The organism is Actinomyces sp. ph3, assembly GCF_000308055.1.
Lineage (GTDB): Bacteria > Actinomycetota > Actinomycetes > Actinomycetales > Actinomycetaceae > Pauljensenia.
This window is the reverse complement of sequence record NZ_CAGY01000007.1, coordinates 50,199-65,054: the sequence shown is the minus strand read 5'-3', so window position 1 is coordinate 65,054 and position 14,856 is coordinate 50,199. Positions and strand designations below refer to the sequence as shown.

At 57.3% G+C, this 14,856-nt stretch carries 12 protein-coding genes; 5 read left to right on the top strand and 7 right to left on the bottom strand.

Annotation, left to right across the window (positions count from 1 at the left end):
- The first annotated feature begins 3 nt into the window (after positions 1-3).
- A complete protein-coding gene (locus HGAS_RS07010; RefSeq protein WP_019127108.1) occupies positions 4-762 on the top strand; it encodes an SDR family NAD(P)-dependent oxidoreductase in 759 nt (252 codons plus the stop codon).
- Positions 763-806: 44 nt separating this feature from the next.
- Here HGAS_RS07010 and HGAS_RS07005 read toward each other — a convergent pair whose 3' ends face one another.
- From HGAS_RS07005 to HGAS_RS06990, 4 genes are all read right to left on the bottom strand, one after another.
- Positions 807-1,622 carry a sulfite exporter TauE/SafE family protein gene (locus tag HGAS_RS07005; RefSeq protein WP_019127107.1) on the bottom strand — a complete coding sequence of 272 codons (816 nt, stop codon included), beginning with the start codon at positions 1,620-1,622 and terminating at the stop codon, positions 807-809.
- Positions 1,612-2,895 (bottom strand): anaerobic sulfatase maturase, encoded by a 1,284-nt coding sequence (locus tag HGAS_RS07000; RefSeq protein ID WP_019127106.1) that lies wholly within the window; start codon positions 2,893-2,895, stop codon positions 1,612-1,614. The genes HGAS_RS07005 and HGAS_RS07000 overlap by 11 nt, the downstream gene beginning before the upstream one ends.
- Entirely contained in the window at positions 2,892-4,049 is a 1,158-nt protein-coding gene (locus tag HGAS_RS06995) for an ROK family transcriptional regulator (RefSeq protein WP_019127105.1), read from the bottom strand. The genes HGAS_RS07000 and HGAS_RS06995 overlap by 4 nt, the downstream gene beginning before the upstream one ends.
- A gap of 68 nt (positions 4,050-4,117) precedes the next feature.
- Complete coding sequence (locus HGAS_RS06990) at positions 4,118-5,647, bottom strand: sulfatase-like hydrolase/transferase (protein WP_009748030.1); 1,530 nt, start codon at positions 5,645-5,647, stop codon at positions 4,118-4,120.
- Positions 5,648-5,904: 257 nt separating this feature from the next.
- Here HGAS_RS06990 and HGAS_RS06985 point away from each other — a divergent pair, with 257 nt between their 5' ends.
- Positions 5,905-6,591, top strand: a complete 687-nt coding sequence (locus HGAS_RS06985; protein ID WP_019127104.1) for a hypothetical protein — start codon at positions 5,905-5,907, stop codon at positions 6,589-6,591.
- A 51-nt stretch (positions 6,592-6,642) separates the two neighbouring features.
- On the opposite strand, the gene HGAS_RS06980 is transcribed toward HGAS_RS06985, so the two are convergent.
- Positions 6,643-7,374, bottom strand: coding sequence for a TIGR03943 family putative permease subunit (locus HGAS_RS06980; protein ID WP_019127103.1), 732 nt, complete (start codon positions 7,372-7,374; stop codon positions 6,643-6,645).
- Complete coding sequence (locus HGAS_RS06975; protein ID WP_019127102.1) at positions 7,371-8,384, bottom strand: permease; 1,014 nt, start codon at positions 8,382-8,384, stop codon at positions 7,371-7,373. The genes HGAS_RS06980 and HGAS_RS06975 overlap by 4 nt, the downstream gene beginning before the upstream one ends.
- Before the next feature lie 320 nt (positions 8,385-8,704).
- Here HGAS_RS06975 and ileS point away from each other — a divergent pair, with 320 nt between their 5' ends.
- Positions 8,705-11,980 carry an isoleucine--tRNA ligase gene (gene ileS, locus HGAS_RS06970; protein ID WP_019127101.1) on the top strand — a complete coding sequence of 1,092 codons (3,276 nt, stop codon included), beginning with the start codon at positions 8,705-8,707 and terminating at the stop codon, positions 11,978-11,980.
- A gap of 115 nt (positions 11,981-12,095) precedes the next feature.
- Here the strand turns inward: ileS and HGAS_RS06965 are convergent, their stop codons facing one another.
- Positions 12,096-12,344, bottom strand: coding sequence for a hypothetical protein (locus HGAS_RS06965; RefSeq protein ID WP_019127100.1), 249 nt, complete (start codon positions 12,342-12,344; stop codon positions 12,096-12,098).
- A gap of 153 nt (positions 12,345-12,497) precedes the next feature.
- Here HGAS_RS06965 and HGAS_RS08555 point away from each other — a divergent pair, with 153 nt between their 5' ends.
- Both HGAS_RS08555 and HGAS_RS06955 read left to right on the top strand, forming a co-directional pair.
- Entirely contained in the window at positions 12,498-13,502 is a 1,005-nt protein-coding gene (locus tag HGAS_RS08555; RefSeq protein ID WP_019127099.1) for a LacI family DNA-binding transcriptional regulator, read from the top strand.
- Positions 13,503-13,529: 27 nt separating this feature from the next.
- Positions 13,530-14,855: an ABC transporter substrate-binding protein gene (locus tag HGAS_RS06955; RefSeq protein ID WP_019127098.1), complete on the top strand. Its 1,326-nt coding sequence runs from the start codon at positions 13,530-13,532 to the stop codon at positions 14,853-14,855.
- Position 14,856 lies beyond the last annotated feature (1 nt).

Below are 14,856 nucleotides of genomic sequence, written 5' to 3'. Positions count from 1 at the left end.
CCCATGAATACCTCTCGCCGTGTCGTTGTCACAGGAGCTTCCAGTGGAATCGGGGAAGCAACCGCCCGTCTTCTGGCTGAACATGGATGGCAGGTCGTTGCCGTAGCCCGACGCCGCGAGCGCCTAGAGGCCCTTGCTGATGAGATTGGTTGCGAGTATTGGGCAGCTGATCTTAGCGATCAGGCCCAGGTAGAAGAGATGGCTGCGCGCGTCTTGGAGGGCGGCCCCGTTGACGCGCTGGTGAATAACGCCGGCGGAGCTATCGGTGTTGATCGGGTCGCCGACGCAGATCCCGCACGGTGGAGCGCAATGTTTGAGCACAATGTCCTCACGGCTTTACATTGCACGCGCGCATTTCTCCCCTCGATGCGCGAGCGGGGAGGGGACCTTGTCTTTCTGACCTCGACCGCCGCCCATGACACCTATCCGGGAGGCGGCGGTTACGTTGCAGCTAAACACGCTGAACGCATTATTGCCAATACCCTGCGCCAGGAACTGGTGGGTGAACCCGTGCGTGTGATTGAAATTGCCCCAGGTATGGTGCGGACTGAAGAATTTTCTCTCAATCGACTGGGTTCTCAAGAAGCTGCCGACCGCGTCTACGAGGGGGTCGCTGAGCCGCTTCTAGCCGAGGACATCGCCGAGGCGATCGTATGGACCCTGGAGCGGCCACGTCACGTCAATATCGATTCGATGATTGTGCGCCCGGTTGCTCAGGCGACGAATACTCTTGTGGCTCGGACTACTGCGCCGGGCGCCTAGGACTGACGCCGCAGGTCACGATCGCCTAGCCCACATTTGCTCGGTTATGCGCGTAGCGTGGCATAAGCGCTCACGCTTGCAACTGCGATCAAGAGAACAATGAATGCCCAGGCTAGCGCGGTCGAGCTTACCCTTCGAGTAAGTCGTGCTCCAACAACGCCTCCGCACATCGAGGCCGCAGCAAAGCACGCAACCATGACCCCGGCCTCGGCACTGATATCCAAGGTTCCACCCAGCGCGCGCGAAGCCAGGCCAAACAGTGCAGTAATGAGCATGATCAACAGGGATGTTGCCGATGCTTTTTTCATTGGGTAGCGCAGAACAAGGTGAAGCGCAGGAACGATAGCGAAACCCCCACCGACACCAAAGAAACCGGTGAGAAAACCGGTGATGCTTGCGAGAAGAACCACAAGGGCTGCCTTCTTGAGCGTCGACTCAAGCGAGCGTGGGGAATCCTCAAGTGCGGCCTCGTCAATCGACGAAGGGGAAGCGTCAGCGGATGCACGCAACTGTCTATGCACCATGAATACCGCGACAAACGCCAGAAGAATACAAAACTCCAGCATGAGCGTGCGCGCTGAGACCAAAGGATTAAGGGCAGAACCGCCCCAGGTGCCAACAATCCCCGCGAAGGCAAAAAGGCTTCCGTGCTTCCAATCAACGTGGCCGCTGGGCGCACGGGTCACCAACGAAACGCATGCGGTCGCACCGACGATGATGAGCGACAATGTCGCAGCTTGATGCGGATTTTGCCCCAAGAGATACACCAAGACGGGAACAGAAAGAATTCCGCCACCGGCTCCCAGCGCTCCAACAACAATGCCAATGCCGATGCCGACGATTGCCGCCTCAATGAGCACCGTGATCCTCCTTGACCGGGGGTGTGAGTCCTAGTGAATGAGCAATGGCTGGATCCATGATTTGATCAGCGCTTGCGCCGCGCGAGATCAGGAAGGTCATCGCTTTGAAGTAGGGGAGAGCGTGAGAATAGAAACGCCGGTATCCCTGGCAGAGGTAATTGTGTGAAGGCCCAGAATCTGTCGTGATGAAACGATCCTTTGGGCATCCACCCCAGCACAAACGCAAGAACGGACAGCTCCAGCATTCATCATCTAGATCTTGCTTCTTCGTATCAAAAGCACGCATCTTTTCCGAAGTCGCAAGGGTCGGGAAATCGCTGTTCGCAATGTTGCCGACAAGCCACTCGGGCTCAACCCAGTGATCGCAGGCGTAGACATCTCCGTTAAACTCCATCGCCATATTCGCCCCGCATGATGGCGCATGGACACATACGCTTGCTGAGCCAAAGAGCGCAGAGATGGAAGAATCAAAGTCTTGCACAAAGACCGAGCCCACGTCAGAGCAGACCCACTCATCAAAAATTGAGCAGAGGAAGTTTCCGTACCCTTCCGGTGAGGTGGACCGTGAGGTTACGCAGTCTCCATCTTGGCGGTAGAGGAGTGCCGAGCTTCCACTTCTCCACCCGAGTTCGGCTTGACGCAGATGCTCTCGGGGAACGCGTTCGACAATGGGGATAAATTGCATGTACTGCGCCCCGAGTTCATCTCGGAAATAGCGATAGACCTCAAGGCCGTGGTCTTCGTTAGCAGCGTGGACCGTGCACAAGATATTGGTGTCAACATCGGCGTTACGCAGGTGTTCCCATCCACGAATCACCATCGAGTGAGTTCCGTGCCCTCCCCGGTTGAGACGGTAGGCGTCATGGAGGTCTTTCGGGCCATCGATGGAGATGCCGACTAGCACGTCATTGTCTTTGAAGAAACGCGCCCACTGCTCGGTGATCAAGGTGCCATTGGTTTGGATGGCATGACGAACCTCTTGGGTGGGGCGACGATACTTTTCACACAGCTCAATGAGGCGTTCGAAAAACGGGAGGCCGCGCAAGGTCGGCTCGCCTCCCTGCCAGAGCATGGTGACTTCTCCGTCGAGGCTGGCTGATAGAAAATTCTTGACGTATGTTTCAAGAGTTTCTTCGCTCATCGACTGTCGTTTTTGATCGTAAAGCAGTTCCTTCGAAAGAAAGAAGCAGTACTGACAGTCAAGGTTGCAGGCGGCGCCCGTTGGTTTGGCGACGACTGAGAAGGGGAGCGTGGGGGCTGGGGAATGCGTCATCGGGTCCCTTCGCTTTCCTTCTTGATTGACGAGGCCGTGGTTTGGGATGCGTAGGCCGCGGCCTGAGCAGCAGCAAGTGGGCCAAGCTCGGCGCGGACGACATCGATGTGCCACTTCATTGCGGGAATTAATTCGCTCTCGAGGCCGTGGGCAATCATATCGGAGACCTGGGGGATCGCCTCGGGAAGTTCTCCGGCCACAATGATCGCCCGAGGGTTGATGAGAAGAGCGGCATTTGCACAGCAAGCACCGACTGCACCCATTGCGTGCTCAAGGATCGATAGTGTTCGGGAATCTTGATTTTTAACTTTGGTCGCCAATTCGCTCAAAGAAGAGACATCGCACTGAGCGCAGAGTGAGGGAATAGAGGCGAGGGTTTCTAGACAGCCATCTTTCCCGCATGTACATGGGGTATGCACGTTCGGAACGCGCATATGCCCCAGTTCTCCGGTGAAGCCAAAGTCTCCGCCCGATAGGCGATAGGAAATCACCAGGCTGGCGCCGATGCCGTTGGAAAGCCGAACGTAGAGGATTGATGGGTACCCCTGTCCCGCTCCCCATAGCGCCTCGCTCAGGGCAGATAAGCGGGCAGTCGTATCAATGAGGATATTCCCGTTCCAGCGGCGTGAAATGATCTCGATAACGCTTTCGCGGCTGGGGTAGGGGGAATGGGGCGAGTGGGAAATATTTGAGCCCATAGGCACGGGCAGACCGATCCCGATGGTACTCACGTAGTCAGTAATGATGCCGCGCGTCTGTGCGCGCTCGAGGAGCATCGCTCCCATGGCGTCAAGTGCTTCAAGATAGTTGATGGGACGTGAGGCGGGGACTGATTGTGCAATGAGGACATTGCCGCCTCGACTGAGTAAAACCCCAGCGAAAGAGGCTCGGCTAATCACAATGCCGACCGAGTATGCGCACAAGCGCGCCGATGTGAACAGAGTCGATGGACGGCCCGCCCCCGTTCGTTCATCCCCCTTGAGAGAGATGACGGCGTGAGCATCGATGAGTTTTTTGATTGCGCGCCCGAGCGTTGTTCTGGAAACCTCGAGAGCTTCGCACAGCTGTGAGCGCGAGGAAGGTGGATTTTCACCAAGATAACTGGTGATTTGGTCTTCCAAAGAGGGCACGGCGGCGTGTAGATCGTAGTCCATGTCCTCTCCTTCGATGTTGTGTAGTGTGGGCCTCCCGCACGCCCCGGAAGGCCCACACCGATGGTGTGTTACTTACCCATGACCTCGTCGAGATCACTTCGAGCGGTGTTGACCAGCGGAATATCAAAATCCGTCATGGCCGCCATCCACTTTGCGAAGGAGTGGTCTCCGCGCTCGCGGAGTTGGAGGTATAGGTTCGTTGCGAGTTCACGGCGAATGTCGTCGTAGACGGGCACCGTGTATACATTGTTCATCTCTGCGGGATCAACTCTCAAATCGTAGAGCTCATTGATCGACTCCGGCGAAATGACGAGCTTGAATTCCTTGGTGCGCAGCATTCGCTGTTGCAGCGGGAAGTGGTGTCCGTGGAATTCGCAGACGATGTCTTCACGCCAACCGGGTACGTCCTCACCTCGCGTCAGGTCGACGATCGAGCGTCCGTCTTCAACCAATGCTGGGTCAAGTCCAGCGATATCGAGGACAGTTGCAGGAAGATCGATCAAAGATACGAAGGCATCGGATTGGCCGACCGCAGAAACACCGGGGATGTGCGCGATGAATGGGACGTTGTAAATATCGTCGTACATCATCGGTCCCTTGTCGTTGAGGCGGTGGGAGCCGGTGAATTCTCCGTGGTCTGCGCAGAAGAAGACTGCGGTGTCATCCAGGATGCCCAGCTCGCGTGCCACGTCCATGATTCGGCCGATTTCGAAGTCGATCATGGCGACGTATCCCCAGTAGACAGCAATGAGCTTCTTCCACTGATCGTTATCGAAGGACGATGTTGACCAGTAGGTCGCGTAGTTCTGCTGGATCTGCGGCTTACCGATGAGCGAGTCACCGAAGTTTTCCGGCAAGGTGACATCGTTCGGATCGATCAAATCGAACCACTCATCTGGGAGGAAGTAGGGAAGATGCGGGCCAAAGAAGTGGACGTCCAAGCTGAAAGGCTGTCCGTTTTCCTTCCAATCGGCTGCATATTCGCGAAGCTTCTCAATGGCGCGATCAGCCAAGAAACGCTCGAATGTTGCTTCTTCTGGTTGCTCGAGGCGTGCTGCAATGATGTGTCCATCGCGGCCACCGGGGAGCTTTCCTCGCCAGAAGTCATGTGCGCGAACTGGCGGAAGCCCGTGTTCGTTGAGCCATGCGACGTACTTCTCGTTGGCAACAGGGTTTTCAGCGCCCCAGTAGGTGTCGTCATCTGCACCGAACTTGTCGGGCAGGTTTGCCCCGCAATGGTACTTTCCGACGATGCCGACGTTGTAGCCCGCATCGCGAAGTGCCTGAGTGTAGGTCCAAGTCCCAAGGGGAATCATCGTCTGGTAGGCGATGTTCCATTCGGGGTTGGCCAGCACCAGGTGCTTTCCGGGGCGCTTTCCCGTCAGCAGTGAGGCGCGTGCGGGTGTGCAGATCGCAGTGGGAGTAAAGCAGTTGGTGAAGGCGAAACCGTTGCGTCCCATCTCGTCAATGACGGGGGTTTGAGCGTGAGGGTTGCCTAGGCAGCCGATCGTATCCGTGCGATGCTGGTCCGTCATAATGACTAGGACATTGCGGACATTATCCGGGATGTCGCTGGAGCGTTCGTATGTGTCAGACATGAGGTCCGTCCTAATAGGGGAGAGGAATGAACTCATCGGATTGATCCGTGATGCCTCATCTTTGAGGCACTTACACGCTATCGCCGAGTGAATTTTGGGCGGTGGCGTGGACAAAATTAATTTCTGTGAGCTGTGTCATAAAAAATCTCTCCCTCCTCACAGGAAAACCTCAGGTGCAACATAAAACAGACATAGAGGTGGTCCATACCTTGAAGACCAAGACAACAGGGCGGATGCCCCAGAGGAAAGGAACGCACATGAGTGCAGAAGATATGAACAAGGACCACCTGGACGAGACTCGAGTCATCGAGACTCAGGCCCAGGATGCACAGGCACCTGATGCTCATGCCGACAAGACGACCTATGTGAACGTGGCCTATCAGAAGGAAGATGGAACCTATGAAGGTGCTTGGCTTCCCGCTGATGAGGTTGTCTCTCGCGAGGCCTCAGCAAAGCCCTCGTGGAAGAAGAAGGCAGTAGCCGCCGGCGCCGCAGCGGCTTTCTTGGTTGCAGGTTTTGGCGCAGGTTGGGCAACAAGTTCGGTGGCCTCTCCCGCTCCGACGCAGCAATCGCAGGCGGTGCCCGGACAGCCGGGCCAGGGTGGCCCGGGCGGACAAGGTATGCCTGGCGGTCAGGGCGGTCCTGGGGGTCAGCAAGGCCAGGGTGGCCCGGGCGGACAAGGTATGCCTGGCGGTCAGGGTGGTCCCGGCGGTCAGCAAGGCCAGGGCGGCCCCGGTGGACAAGGTATGCCTGGCGGTCAGAATGGTCAGCAGGGTATGCCCGGTGGTCAGGGTGGTCCCGGCGGTCAGCAAGGCCAGGGCGGCCCGGGAGCTCAGAATGGCTCCTCGAAGAAGGGGTCTGAGGACTCAACTGCAAAGAAGAAGGCAGCAGAGAATTCCTCTCAAAACTCTGACTCCCAGAATTCTGGTTCCTCGTCTAAGTAATGAGGAACTCCGGGTAGGGGTGCTCGTAGCCGCCATGGCGTCTGGGCACCCCTACTTCTTTTCGTAGACGAAGGGGGTATCGGGCGGATTAATTGGAGTAATGCTCGTCGCTTTCAGATAGAGAGCTTTTGAATTGCGAACTTCCAAGGTTCCTTGGATGCGAACCCATTGATCAGCCTGCGGCGCGAATGAGGTTGTGTTATTCACGGCAAAACCCAAGGCGTAAGCATCGGCTGCGCAGCACCACATGGTCATCCGGGATAAACCGAAGCTGTCATCTGGACCGAATGGCGGCATCCCTGCCTCCGAGGAGGCTTTGTCTTTGGGTAAAACGAAGCCAGATACCTCGATTGTTTTGCCATCCCACTGATCGGGGTGAGTCACCATATCGATGACGCTGTCGTAGTAATTGTTCGTGTCGATCACACGGTCGGCGTGGAACTGTGCTGCGGAAGAAACATCTGAAGATGAAGGCATGGGCGTTGGTGAAATAGCACTCGCGGAGCTCGTTGACCCAAGGAAACTCGAGGGGGCCAGAGAAAAAGGCAAGGACCACGCAACGACTGGAATAAGAAGATATGCCGCATTCGTGCGTGTGCGGTGAGTATGTTTTTCCTGCCTGCGTGCAAGAAGATCGACGATGGCCCACACAATGAAGACAACACACAAGAAAATGATGAGCGGAAGGAAACGAGGCGGGAAGAAATAGACCCATCGCCTCGAAAAGAAGAGGAAGCCTAAGCTTGCCGCAGCGAGCACAAAGATCAAAGCGCGTGTCCTCACAATGCACCTCCCAAACCCCACCAGGTCAAGACAAAACCTGCCAGTGCAACAACAGCGGTGATGGTTGCGCAGATGCGAAGAGTAAATCGCGTCGAGAAAACCGCTGACAACATGAAGACGTTCTTCACATCAAGCATGGGGCCCATGAGCATGAAGGTCATGAGCGCTCCTGGGGGAAGCAGACTTGTCATGCTCCGCGCGACGATCGCATCTGATGATGAACACTGAGAAAGAATGAAAGCCATCAGCATCGCTACGGCAATGGAGACATATGAGGAAGTATGTCCCGTCATAAACCCAGCAGGGAGAAGCCCCTGGATGAAGCTGGAAAGCGCGGCACCAATGAGCATATAGGGCACGACGCGTAGGAAGGCCGAGGCCGACGCGGAAGAAAATGAAGAAAAGCGTCCTCGCGTAGTCTGTGCTGCGTGAACGCCGCATCCATCCGAACAATCACAGGAGTCATCCGACTCGCTCTGGCGCAAAACGGTTTTTAGGGATGGCATACGGATGCTGAGCAAAGTAGCAATTAACGTGGTGCAGATGACGGCTGCCGCCACGCGGAGCGATACCGCTTTCAGTGACGGGCCAAAGGCGTACCACGTTGAAAACAAGACAAGCGGGTTGATGGATGGCGCCGCAAAAAGAATGATGAAAACAGTGCGCGGAGGAACGCCTCTGCGCAGCAGGGTGCGTACAAGAGGAACGGTTGAACAATCGCAGACGGGAAGAAGCGCGGAATAGAAGAAAGCAACGACACAACCCGCAACGCGGCCTCGTGGGAAGAGGCGTGCAAGTTGGCGAGGAGAAAGAAAAACCTCGATCGCAGCGGCAATGAGGGAGCTGATCGCCAAGAAAGGTAAGGACTGAAGAGTAATCCCCGAAAAGATTGCAATCATGCGGGAAATGGGAATACCTGCAGCAGTCAATGCCTCTTGGAAGCGGTAGGCGCACACCAAAGCAAGGCATACGAGTGCTGTGACAGCCGTCGAGGGACGGGAAATGTCCATGTGCCTTCTTCCTTGTTGCGTGGTAGGGCATGCACCCTTAACTCTATCGCGATGCTGATCTCATTTTTGTGCTTGAGGCGAGATAGAAGTGCCTTGGGAGCGTGCTTTGCGTAAACTAGGACAGGCGTTGATCCGGCTACATCAGTAGGAATCACCGGGGAGCATTCGGAAGAACGGGCGAAAGCCTTAGTAGAACCGAACGGGTAAGCCCGTAACAGCTGTTAATGAGCGGCTACGCAGCGCGTAGCAAGCGGGGTGGTACCGCGGGAATCGGCAACGCTGATCCTCGTCCCTGTGGACCTGCGACACAAGGACGAAACATGACGAAGCACGGCTTCTACCCGCGCCATCGCGATGAGCAAGTGGATCCAAGCCCGTCCTTCCCTCAGATGGAAGGACAGACCCTGGCTTTCTGGGCCGCTGATGACACCTTCCGTAAATCCATTACTCGCCGTCCCGCCGGTAAGGGCGGTCAGAACGAATTCGTGTTCTACGACGGCCCGCCTTTTGCAAACGGCCTCCCGCACTACGGTCACCTGCTGACCGGCTACATCAAGGACGTTGTCGGTCGTTACCAGACCATGCTCGGACACCACGTTGAGCGCCGTTTCGGTTGGGATACCCACGGTCTGCCCGCAGAGCTTGAAGCACAGCGTCAGCTGGGAATCGAAGACGTCACCGAGATTACGCGTCCCGGTGGAATCGGTATCGAGGCCTTCAACGCGGCCTGCCGCTCCTCCGTGCTTCGCTACACAAAGGAATGGGAAGAGTACGTTACTCGTCAGGCCCGTTGGGTCGATTTCGATAACGACTACAAGACCTTGGATATGTCCTACACGGAATCGGTCTTGTGGGCATTCAAGCAGCTCTACGACAAGGGCCTTGCCTATCAGGGCTACCGCGTTCTGCCCTACTGCTGGCACGATCGCACTCCTTTGAGCAACCACGAGCTCAAGATGGACGACGATGTGTATCAGGATCGTACTGATAACACTGTCACCGTCGGCCTGCGCCTGGAAAAGAAACTGCGCGAAGACTCTGAGCGTCCCGAACTGGCGTTGATCTGGACGACTACGCCGTGGACCCTTCCCTCGAACGAGGCGATCGCTGTTGGCCCGCAGATCGACTACGTCCTGGTTCAGGTTGCTGCTGATCATGCGGGCAACTTGGCAGGGGAGCGAGTGCTGATTGCAGCAGACCTGGTTTCCGCTTACGCCAAGGAACTGGGCGAGGACCCGCAGGTTGTGGCCTCGTACAAGGGTTCGGAGCTGGTGGGGCTTCACTACCACCCGATCTACGATTTCTTTGATACTCCGGAAAACCGTGCAGAAGGCGCAGCGCCCGGCCCCAACGGTTGGTCGATCATCGCTGCCGACTACGTGACGACGACGGATGGTACCGGCCTCGTTCACCAGGCTCCCGCATTCGGTGAAGACGATATGTGGACCTGCATGGAATACGGAATCGGTGTGGTCTTGCCTGTCGATGAAGGCGGCGTTTTGACTTCTGAGGTCCCTGACTACAAGGGCTTGCAGATCTTCGATGCAAACCGCTATGTGGTTGCCGACCTGCGCGAGCAGGGCGGACCGATCGCGCGTCGCGCGCCCGAAATTCGCGCCGTGTTGGTTCGCGAAAAGTCCTACGTGCACTCTTACCCGCACTGCTGGCGCTGCCGCAAGCCCCTCATGTACAAGGCCGTCTCCTCGTGGTTCGTGCGCGTGACCGAGATCCGTGACCGTATGGTTGAACTCAACCAAGAGATCACCTGGACTCCCGCGCACATCAAGGATGGCATCTTCGGCAAGTGGCTGGAGGGAGCTCGCGACTGGTCGATTTCGCGTAACCGCTTCTGGGGTGCGCCGATCCCCGTGTGGGTATCGGACGATCCGCAATACCCGCGTACCGATGTTTACGGCTCGGTTGCAGAGCTGGAAGCTGATTTCGGCGTGAAGGTCACGGACTTCCACCGTCCCTTCATTGATCAGCTCACCCGCCCGAACCCGGACGACCCGACAGGTAAGTCGACGATGCGCCGTATTTCCGACGTCTTCGACTGCTGGTTTGAGTCCGGCTCGATGCCCTTCGCGCAGGTTCACTACCCCTTCGAGAACCAGGAGTGGTTCGAAAACCACTACCCGGGCGACTTCATCGTCGAGTACATCGGTCAGACGCGTGGCTGGTTCTACACGCTGCACGTCCTTGCGACCGCACTCTTTGATCGCCCGGCGTTCCGCTCCTGTGTCTCCCACGGTATTGTTCTGGGCGACGACGGTCTGAAGATGAGTAAGTCCTTGCGTAACTACCCGGACGTGGCCGAGGTCTTCAACAAGTATGGTTCCGATGCCATGCGTTGGTTCCTCATGTCCAGCCCGGTCGTGCGTGGCGGAAACCTCATGGTTAAGGAAGAGTCGATCCGCGATACGGTTCGCCAGGTGCTCCTGCCCATTTGGAACACCTACTACTTCTTTACCCTGTACGCCGGTGCGTGCAACGGGGGAGCGGGCTACGAGGCCAAGCGCCTTGACCTATCGGATCAGGCAGTTGTCGATGCTCTGCCTCAGATGGATCGCTACCTGCTCGCTCACACGCGCTCCTTGGCTGAGGACGTTCGAGGCGCATTGGACGCCTATGACGTTGCCGGTGCCTGTGACGCGATCCGTGACTACCTGGATGTGCTGACGAACTGGTACGTGCGTACTCAGCGCCAGCGTTTCTGGGACGAAGACGGTGCTGCATTCGATGCCCTCTACACCGCTTTGGTGACCCTCATGGAGCTGGCAGCCCCCTTGCTGCCGCTGCTTTCAGAGGAGATCTGGCGCGGCCTGACGGGTGGGGAATCCGTGCACTTGGTGGACTTCCCCGTGATTTCCGAGGCCGTGGCTGACTCTGCGCTTGTCGAGGCCATGGACGAGGTTCGTTCCGTAGTCTCCGCTGCTCACGCCCTGCGTAAGACCCGCCAGCTGCGCGTGCGTCAGCCTTTGGCTTCCTTGCAGGTTGTCTCTGAGCACCACAAGGAGCTGGAGCCCTTCGCGGATCTCATCGCTTCCGAGGTCAACGTCAAGTCTGTGGTGTTCGCTTCTCCGGAGACATCGGGCCTGAGCGTTCGCACCGAGCTTTCGCTCAACCCGCGTGCCTTCGATCCGGCTTTCCGTAAGCTCACCAGCCAGCTGTTCAAGGCTCAGAAGTCCGGTGAGTGGGAGGTTGTGGACGGTGAGTGCCGTTTCGCTTCTGTTGAGCTGGATGGGAAGCCGCTGGTGCTCACGGGCGACATGTTCTCCGTGTCTACCTCCGTGGACGCGGCCGAGGGCCAGGTCGCGGACGTGCTGCCGTCGGGTACCTTCGTGGTTCTCGATACGGAGCTGACCCCTGAGCTCGAGGCCGAGGGCTATGCCCGCGACGTCGTGCGCGCGGTTCAGGATGAGCGTAAGAACGCCGGCCTGCACATTGCAGACCGCATCGACCTGACGCTGACGGTTCCCGCTGATCACGTGAGTGATGTCGAGACTTGGAAGGACATGATTGCCTCCGAGACTCTGGCATTGTCCGTGTCGGTTGAGGCCGGCGACAAGCTGGCTGTGAGCGTCTCCAAGCACTGAGTCTGAGTGCTATAAAGCAGCGGGGTGGGCCACACAGATGTGTGGCCAACCCCTTTGTACTGTGATCGTGAGTGGTGCTCAGCGCCAATCGATAGTGCGCCTCATTACAGGTGCGTTATTGAACCGCGTCGACAGCTTCTTTTGCGGTCTTTAGGCCAACGCCGGTGCGATCTCTGTAGGCCTTGACGGCCTCGAGCTTGCGTCCATCTAGCACCAGTGCGCGTTCGGATGGACTCAGTGCTAGATCGATGGCTTCTCCGGAGGCTTTTAAGAGTCGTTCGAGATGTGCGACTCGCTCCTTCAAGCGCTCATTTTCTTCGCGCAGCTCTTCGAACTTGCGTGCATCCCCAATCCATATACCCATGAGTGCCCTCCTTTGGGCTTTGCCTTTGAGATATGAGGAATTCTATCAATCTGTATCCATGCAGAAAAGGCCTCACTGTGTGCCAAGTAACAGATTTATAACGTTTTATGAAAACGTTTTAACTCCCCTTGTGTCGCACGCTACAGTATCGACATGGCCTCACGGGTCCGACTTGTCGACGTTGCACGAAACGCTGGAGTTTCACCGACTACCGCTTCACTCATCCTCAGCGGTAGTCGCGCAGACGCGTTCACTTCCGCAACCCAGAAGAAGGTTCACGAGGCCGCTCGAAGCCTTGGCTACACTCGTTCAATCCTTGGCTCCTCCCTGAAATCCGGTGCCACGCGCACGATTTGCTTCTTCTACACCCCTCCCATGGACCGCTTCGTCGAGCGATTCCAACTACATGCGAGTGCGCGCCTCGAAGAAGAAAACCTCCACCTAGTGTCGATCCCAGTTCGCATCGGCGAAGAACAACAGATCGTCAACGCCCTGTCGTGCGGTCTCTACGACACTGCCTGCCTCGCCTGCAATCCCGCCAGCGCCAAAGTCCTCATGGATCTCCTCCCAACCCCGCCAATCCCCACCATGATCTTTGGTACCCTCGCGCCAAACCCCTCCTACATCGGGGTGACCATTGACGAAACCTCGGGGATTACGCAGGCTCTCAGTGGCCTCGTCGAGGGAGGAGCGAAGAAGATCGCCTACCTCACCCAGCGCCGTAGCGCCGACGAACTTGAAAACGAACCGCGCTGGCACGCATACACCAAATTCCTCAGCGATTCACACCTGGGCACCCCTGAAATTTTGGCGTACACAGAGGGGAGCATCCCCTCCGCTTTCCAGTGCGCCACCACGATTTTCACCGGTCGAGATCCCCTTCCCGATGCGGTGTATTGCGATTCTGATCGAGTTGCCATTGGCGCAGTCCTTGCAGCAACTCAATGCGGAATCGCGATCCCCGATGACCTCCAAATCATCGGCACAGGCGCCTCCGTCGATGGCGGCGACCTTCACCCCGCGCTGTCCACAATCGGCCTCGACAACCAAGACCTGGATAGTGCGGTGACCTTACTGTCCACACTCAGCGGTGAAGAACCGGAGTCGACAACGCTGACCCTTCGGTGGCACTACATGCCCCGAGGGACAACGCACTAAACGAGAAAGAACATAAGGAGCGCAACGATGCGACACAGCTCTTCTAAGCGGCTCAGCCGCACTCTGTCGGTATGCGCGGCTTTTGCCATGGCCGCTTCTCTTGCCGCGTGCTCAACTCCCGGTGGAGTTGGACAACAGTCCTCTGGTTCCTCGAGCGAATCCTCGCAGTCGCTGGGAATCCAGGGCGATCGCACTGGTAAGGAAATCCTGATCTACATGTCGGCTGGCCGCGATTACAAGGCCTACACCGACACCTTCGCGGCTTTCGAGAAGGAGCACAACGTCAAGATCAACGTCCAGTACTACCAGTGGGGCGACCTGCAGCAAAAGCTCACCGCTGACTTCCTATCCGGCCAGACCCCTGACCTCGTCGAAGAAAACGGCGGCTGGTGGTCCACTCGCTGGGGCGCAGACGGCAATATCATGTCCCTCGATCCCTTCCTCCAGAAGGAATCCGGATTCCTCGATGACTTCGTCGAATCTGGCCTTGCAAACCGTCAAGCCGACGGCAAGACCTACGGCATTCCTCTCCACGTGACCATGGGCGGCCTCGTCTTCGGTAACAAGGAAATGATGGACAAGGCAGGCGTGACCATGCCTAAGACTTGGGCTGAACTGCGTGAAGCCTCCAAGAAGATCCAGGAATCCGGCGTTGAGTATGGTCTGGCACTCAACAACGACGCCTCCTACACCGTCCCCTTCCTCATGCAGGCTGGAGTCACCTTCACCAAGGACGGTAACGAGCCCATGACTCCCGCAGCCAAGGCAACCGAAGCCATGCAGTTCCAGCACGACCTGATCTACAAGGACAAGCTGGCCCCGGTTCCTGTCGCCTCGAATGACTACGCTGCACCGCGTAAGGTCTTCACCTCCAAGCGAGCAGGCTTCATTCTCACCGGCCCCTGGGATATCTCAGCAGTGCGCAAGGAAGACCCGAACTTCCCGCTGACCGTTGGTGAACCCCTCAAGGGCGATGTCCAGAAGACCTACCTGGCTGGCTCGGGCATGATGATCCCCTCGAAGTCACAGAACGCAGAGCTCGCATGGCAGCTCATCAAGGACATGACCAGCCTCAAGGTCCAAGAAGCCGTCACCGCTGAGACCGGAATGGCAATGTCGCGTAAGTCCTGGGCGAACTCTGACGTTGTCAAGAACGATCCGATTCTCTCGGTCGTCGCTAAGTCGCGTGAATTTGCCGCGACCCCCGACAAGGCATTCTGGGGTAACGAAAACGCCGCGAAGATCTCGGACGCCCGCAAGGTGATGTACGAAGAGATCATCCTCAATGGAAAGGACCCGGCTGCTCAGGTCCAGACCTACGAGACCACAGTTGCGGGACTCCTGAAGCAGTAAC

Bases quoted from the DNA above. Each gene is read 5' to 3' on its own strand.
- HGAS_RS07010 (WP_019127108.1), top strand. From the start codon at position 4: ATGAATACCTCTCGCCGTGTCGTTGTCACAGGAGCTTCCAGTGGAATC.
- HGAS_RS07000 (WP_019127106.1), bottom strand. From the start codon at position 2,895: ATGACGCATTCCCCAGCCCCCACGCTCCCCTTCTCAGTCGTCGCCAAA.
- HGAS_RS06975 (WP_019127102.1), bottom strand. From the start codon at position 8,384: ATGGACATTTCCCGTCCCTCGACGGCTGTCACAGCACTCGTATGCCTT.
- HGAS_RS06955 (WP_019127098.1), top strand. From the start codon at position 13,530: ATGCGACACAGCTCTTCTAAGCGGCTCAGCCGCACTCTGTCGGTATGC.
- HGAS_RS06985 (WP_019127104.1), top strand. From the start codon at position 5,905: ATGAGTGCAGAAGATATGAACAAGGACCACCTGGACGAGACTCGAGTC.
- HGAS_RS06995 (WP_019127105.1), bottom strand. From the start codon at position 4,049: ATGGACTACGATCTACACGCCGCCGTGCCCTCTTTGGAAGACCAAATC.
- HGAS_RS06965 (WP_019127100.1), bottom strand. From the start codon at position 12,344: ATGGGTATATGGATTGGGGATGCACGCAAGTTCGAAGAGCTGCGCGAA.
- ileS (WP_019127101.1), top strand. From the start codon at position 8,705: ATGACGAAGCACGGCTTCTACCCGCGCCATCGCGATGAGCAAGTGGAT.
- HGAS_RS06990 (WP_009748030.1), bottom strand. From the start codon at position 5,647: ATGTCTGACACATACGAACGCTCCAGCGACATCCCGGATAATGTCCGC.
- HGAS_RS08555 (WP_019127099.1), top strand. From the start codon at position 12,498: ATGGCCTCACGGGTCCGACTTGTCGACGTTGCACGAAACGCTGGAGTT.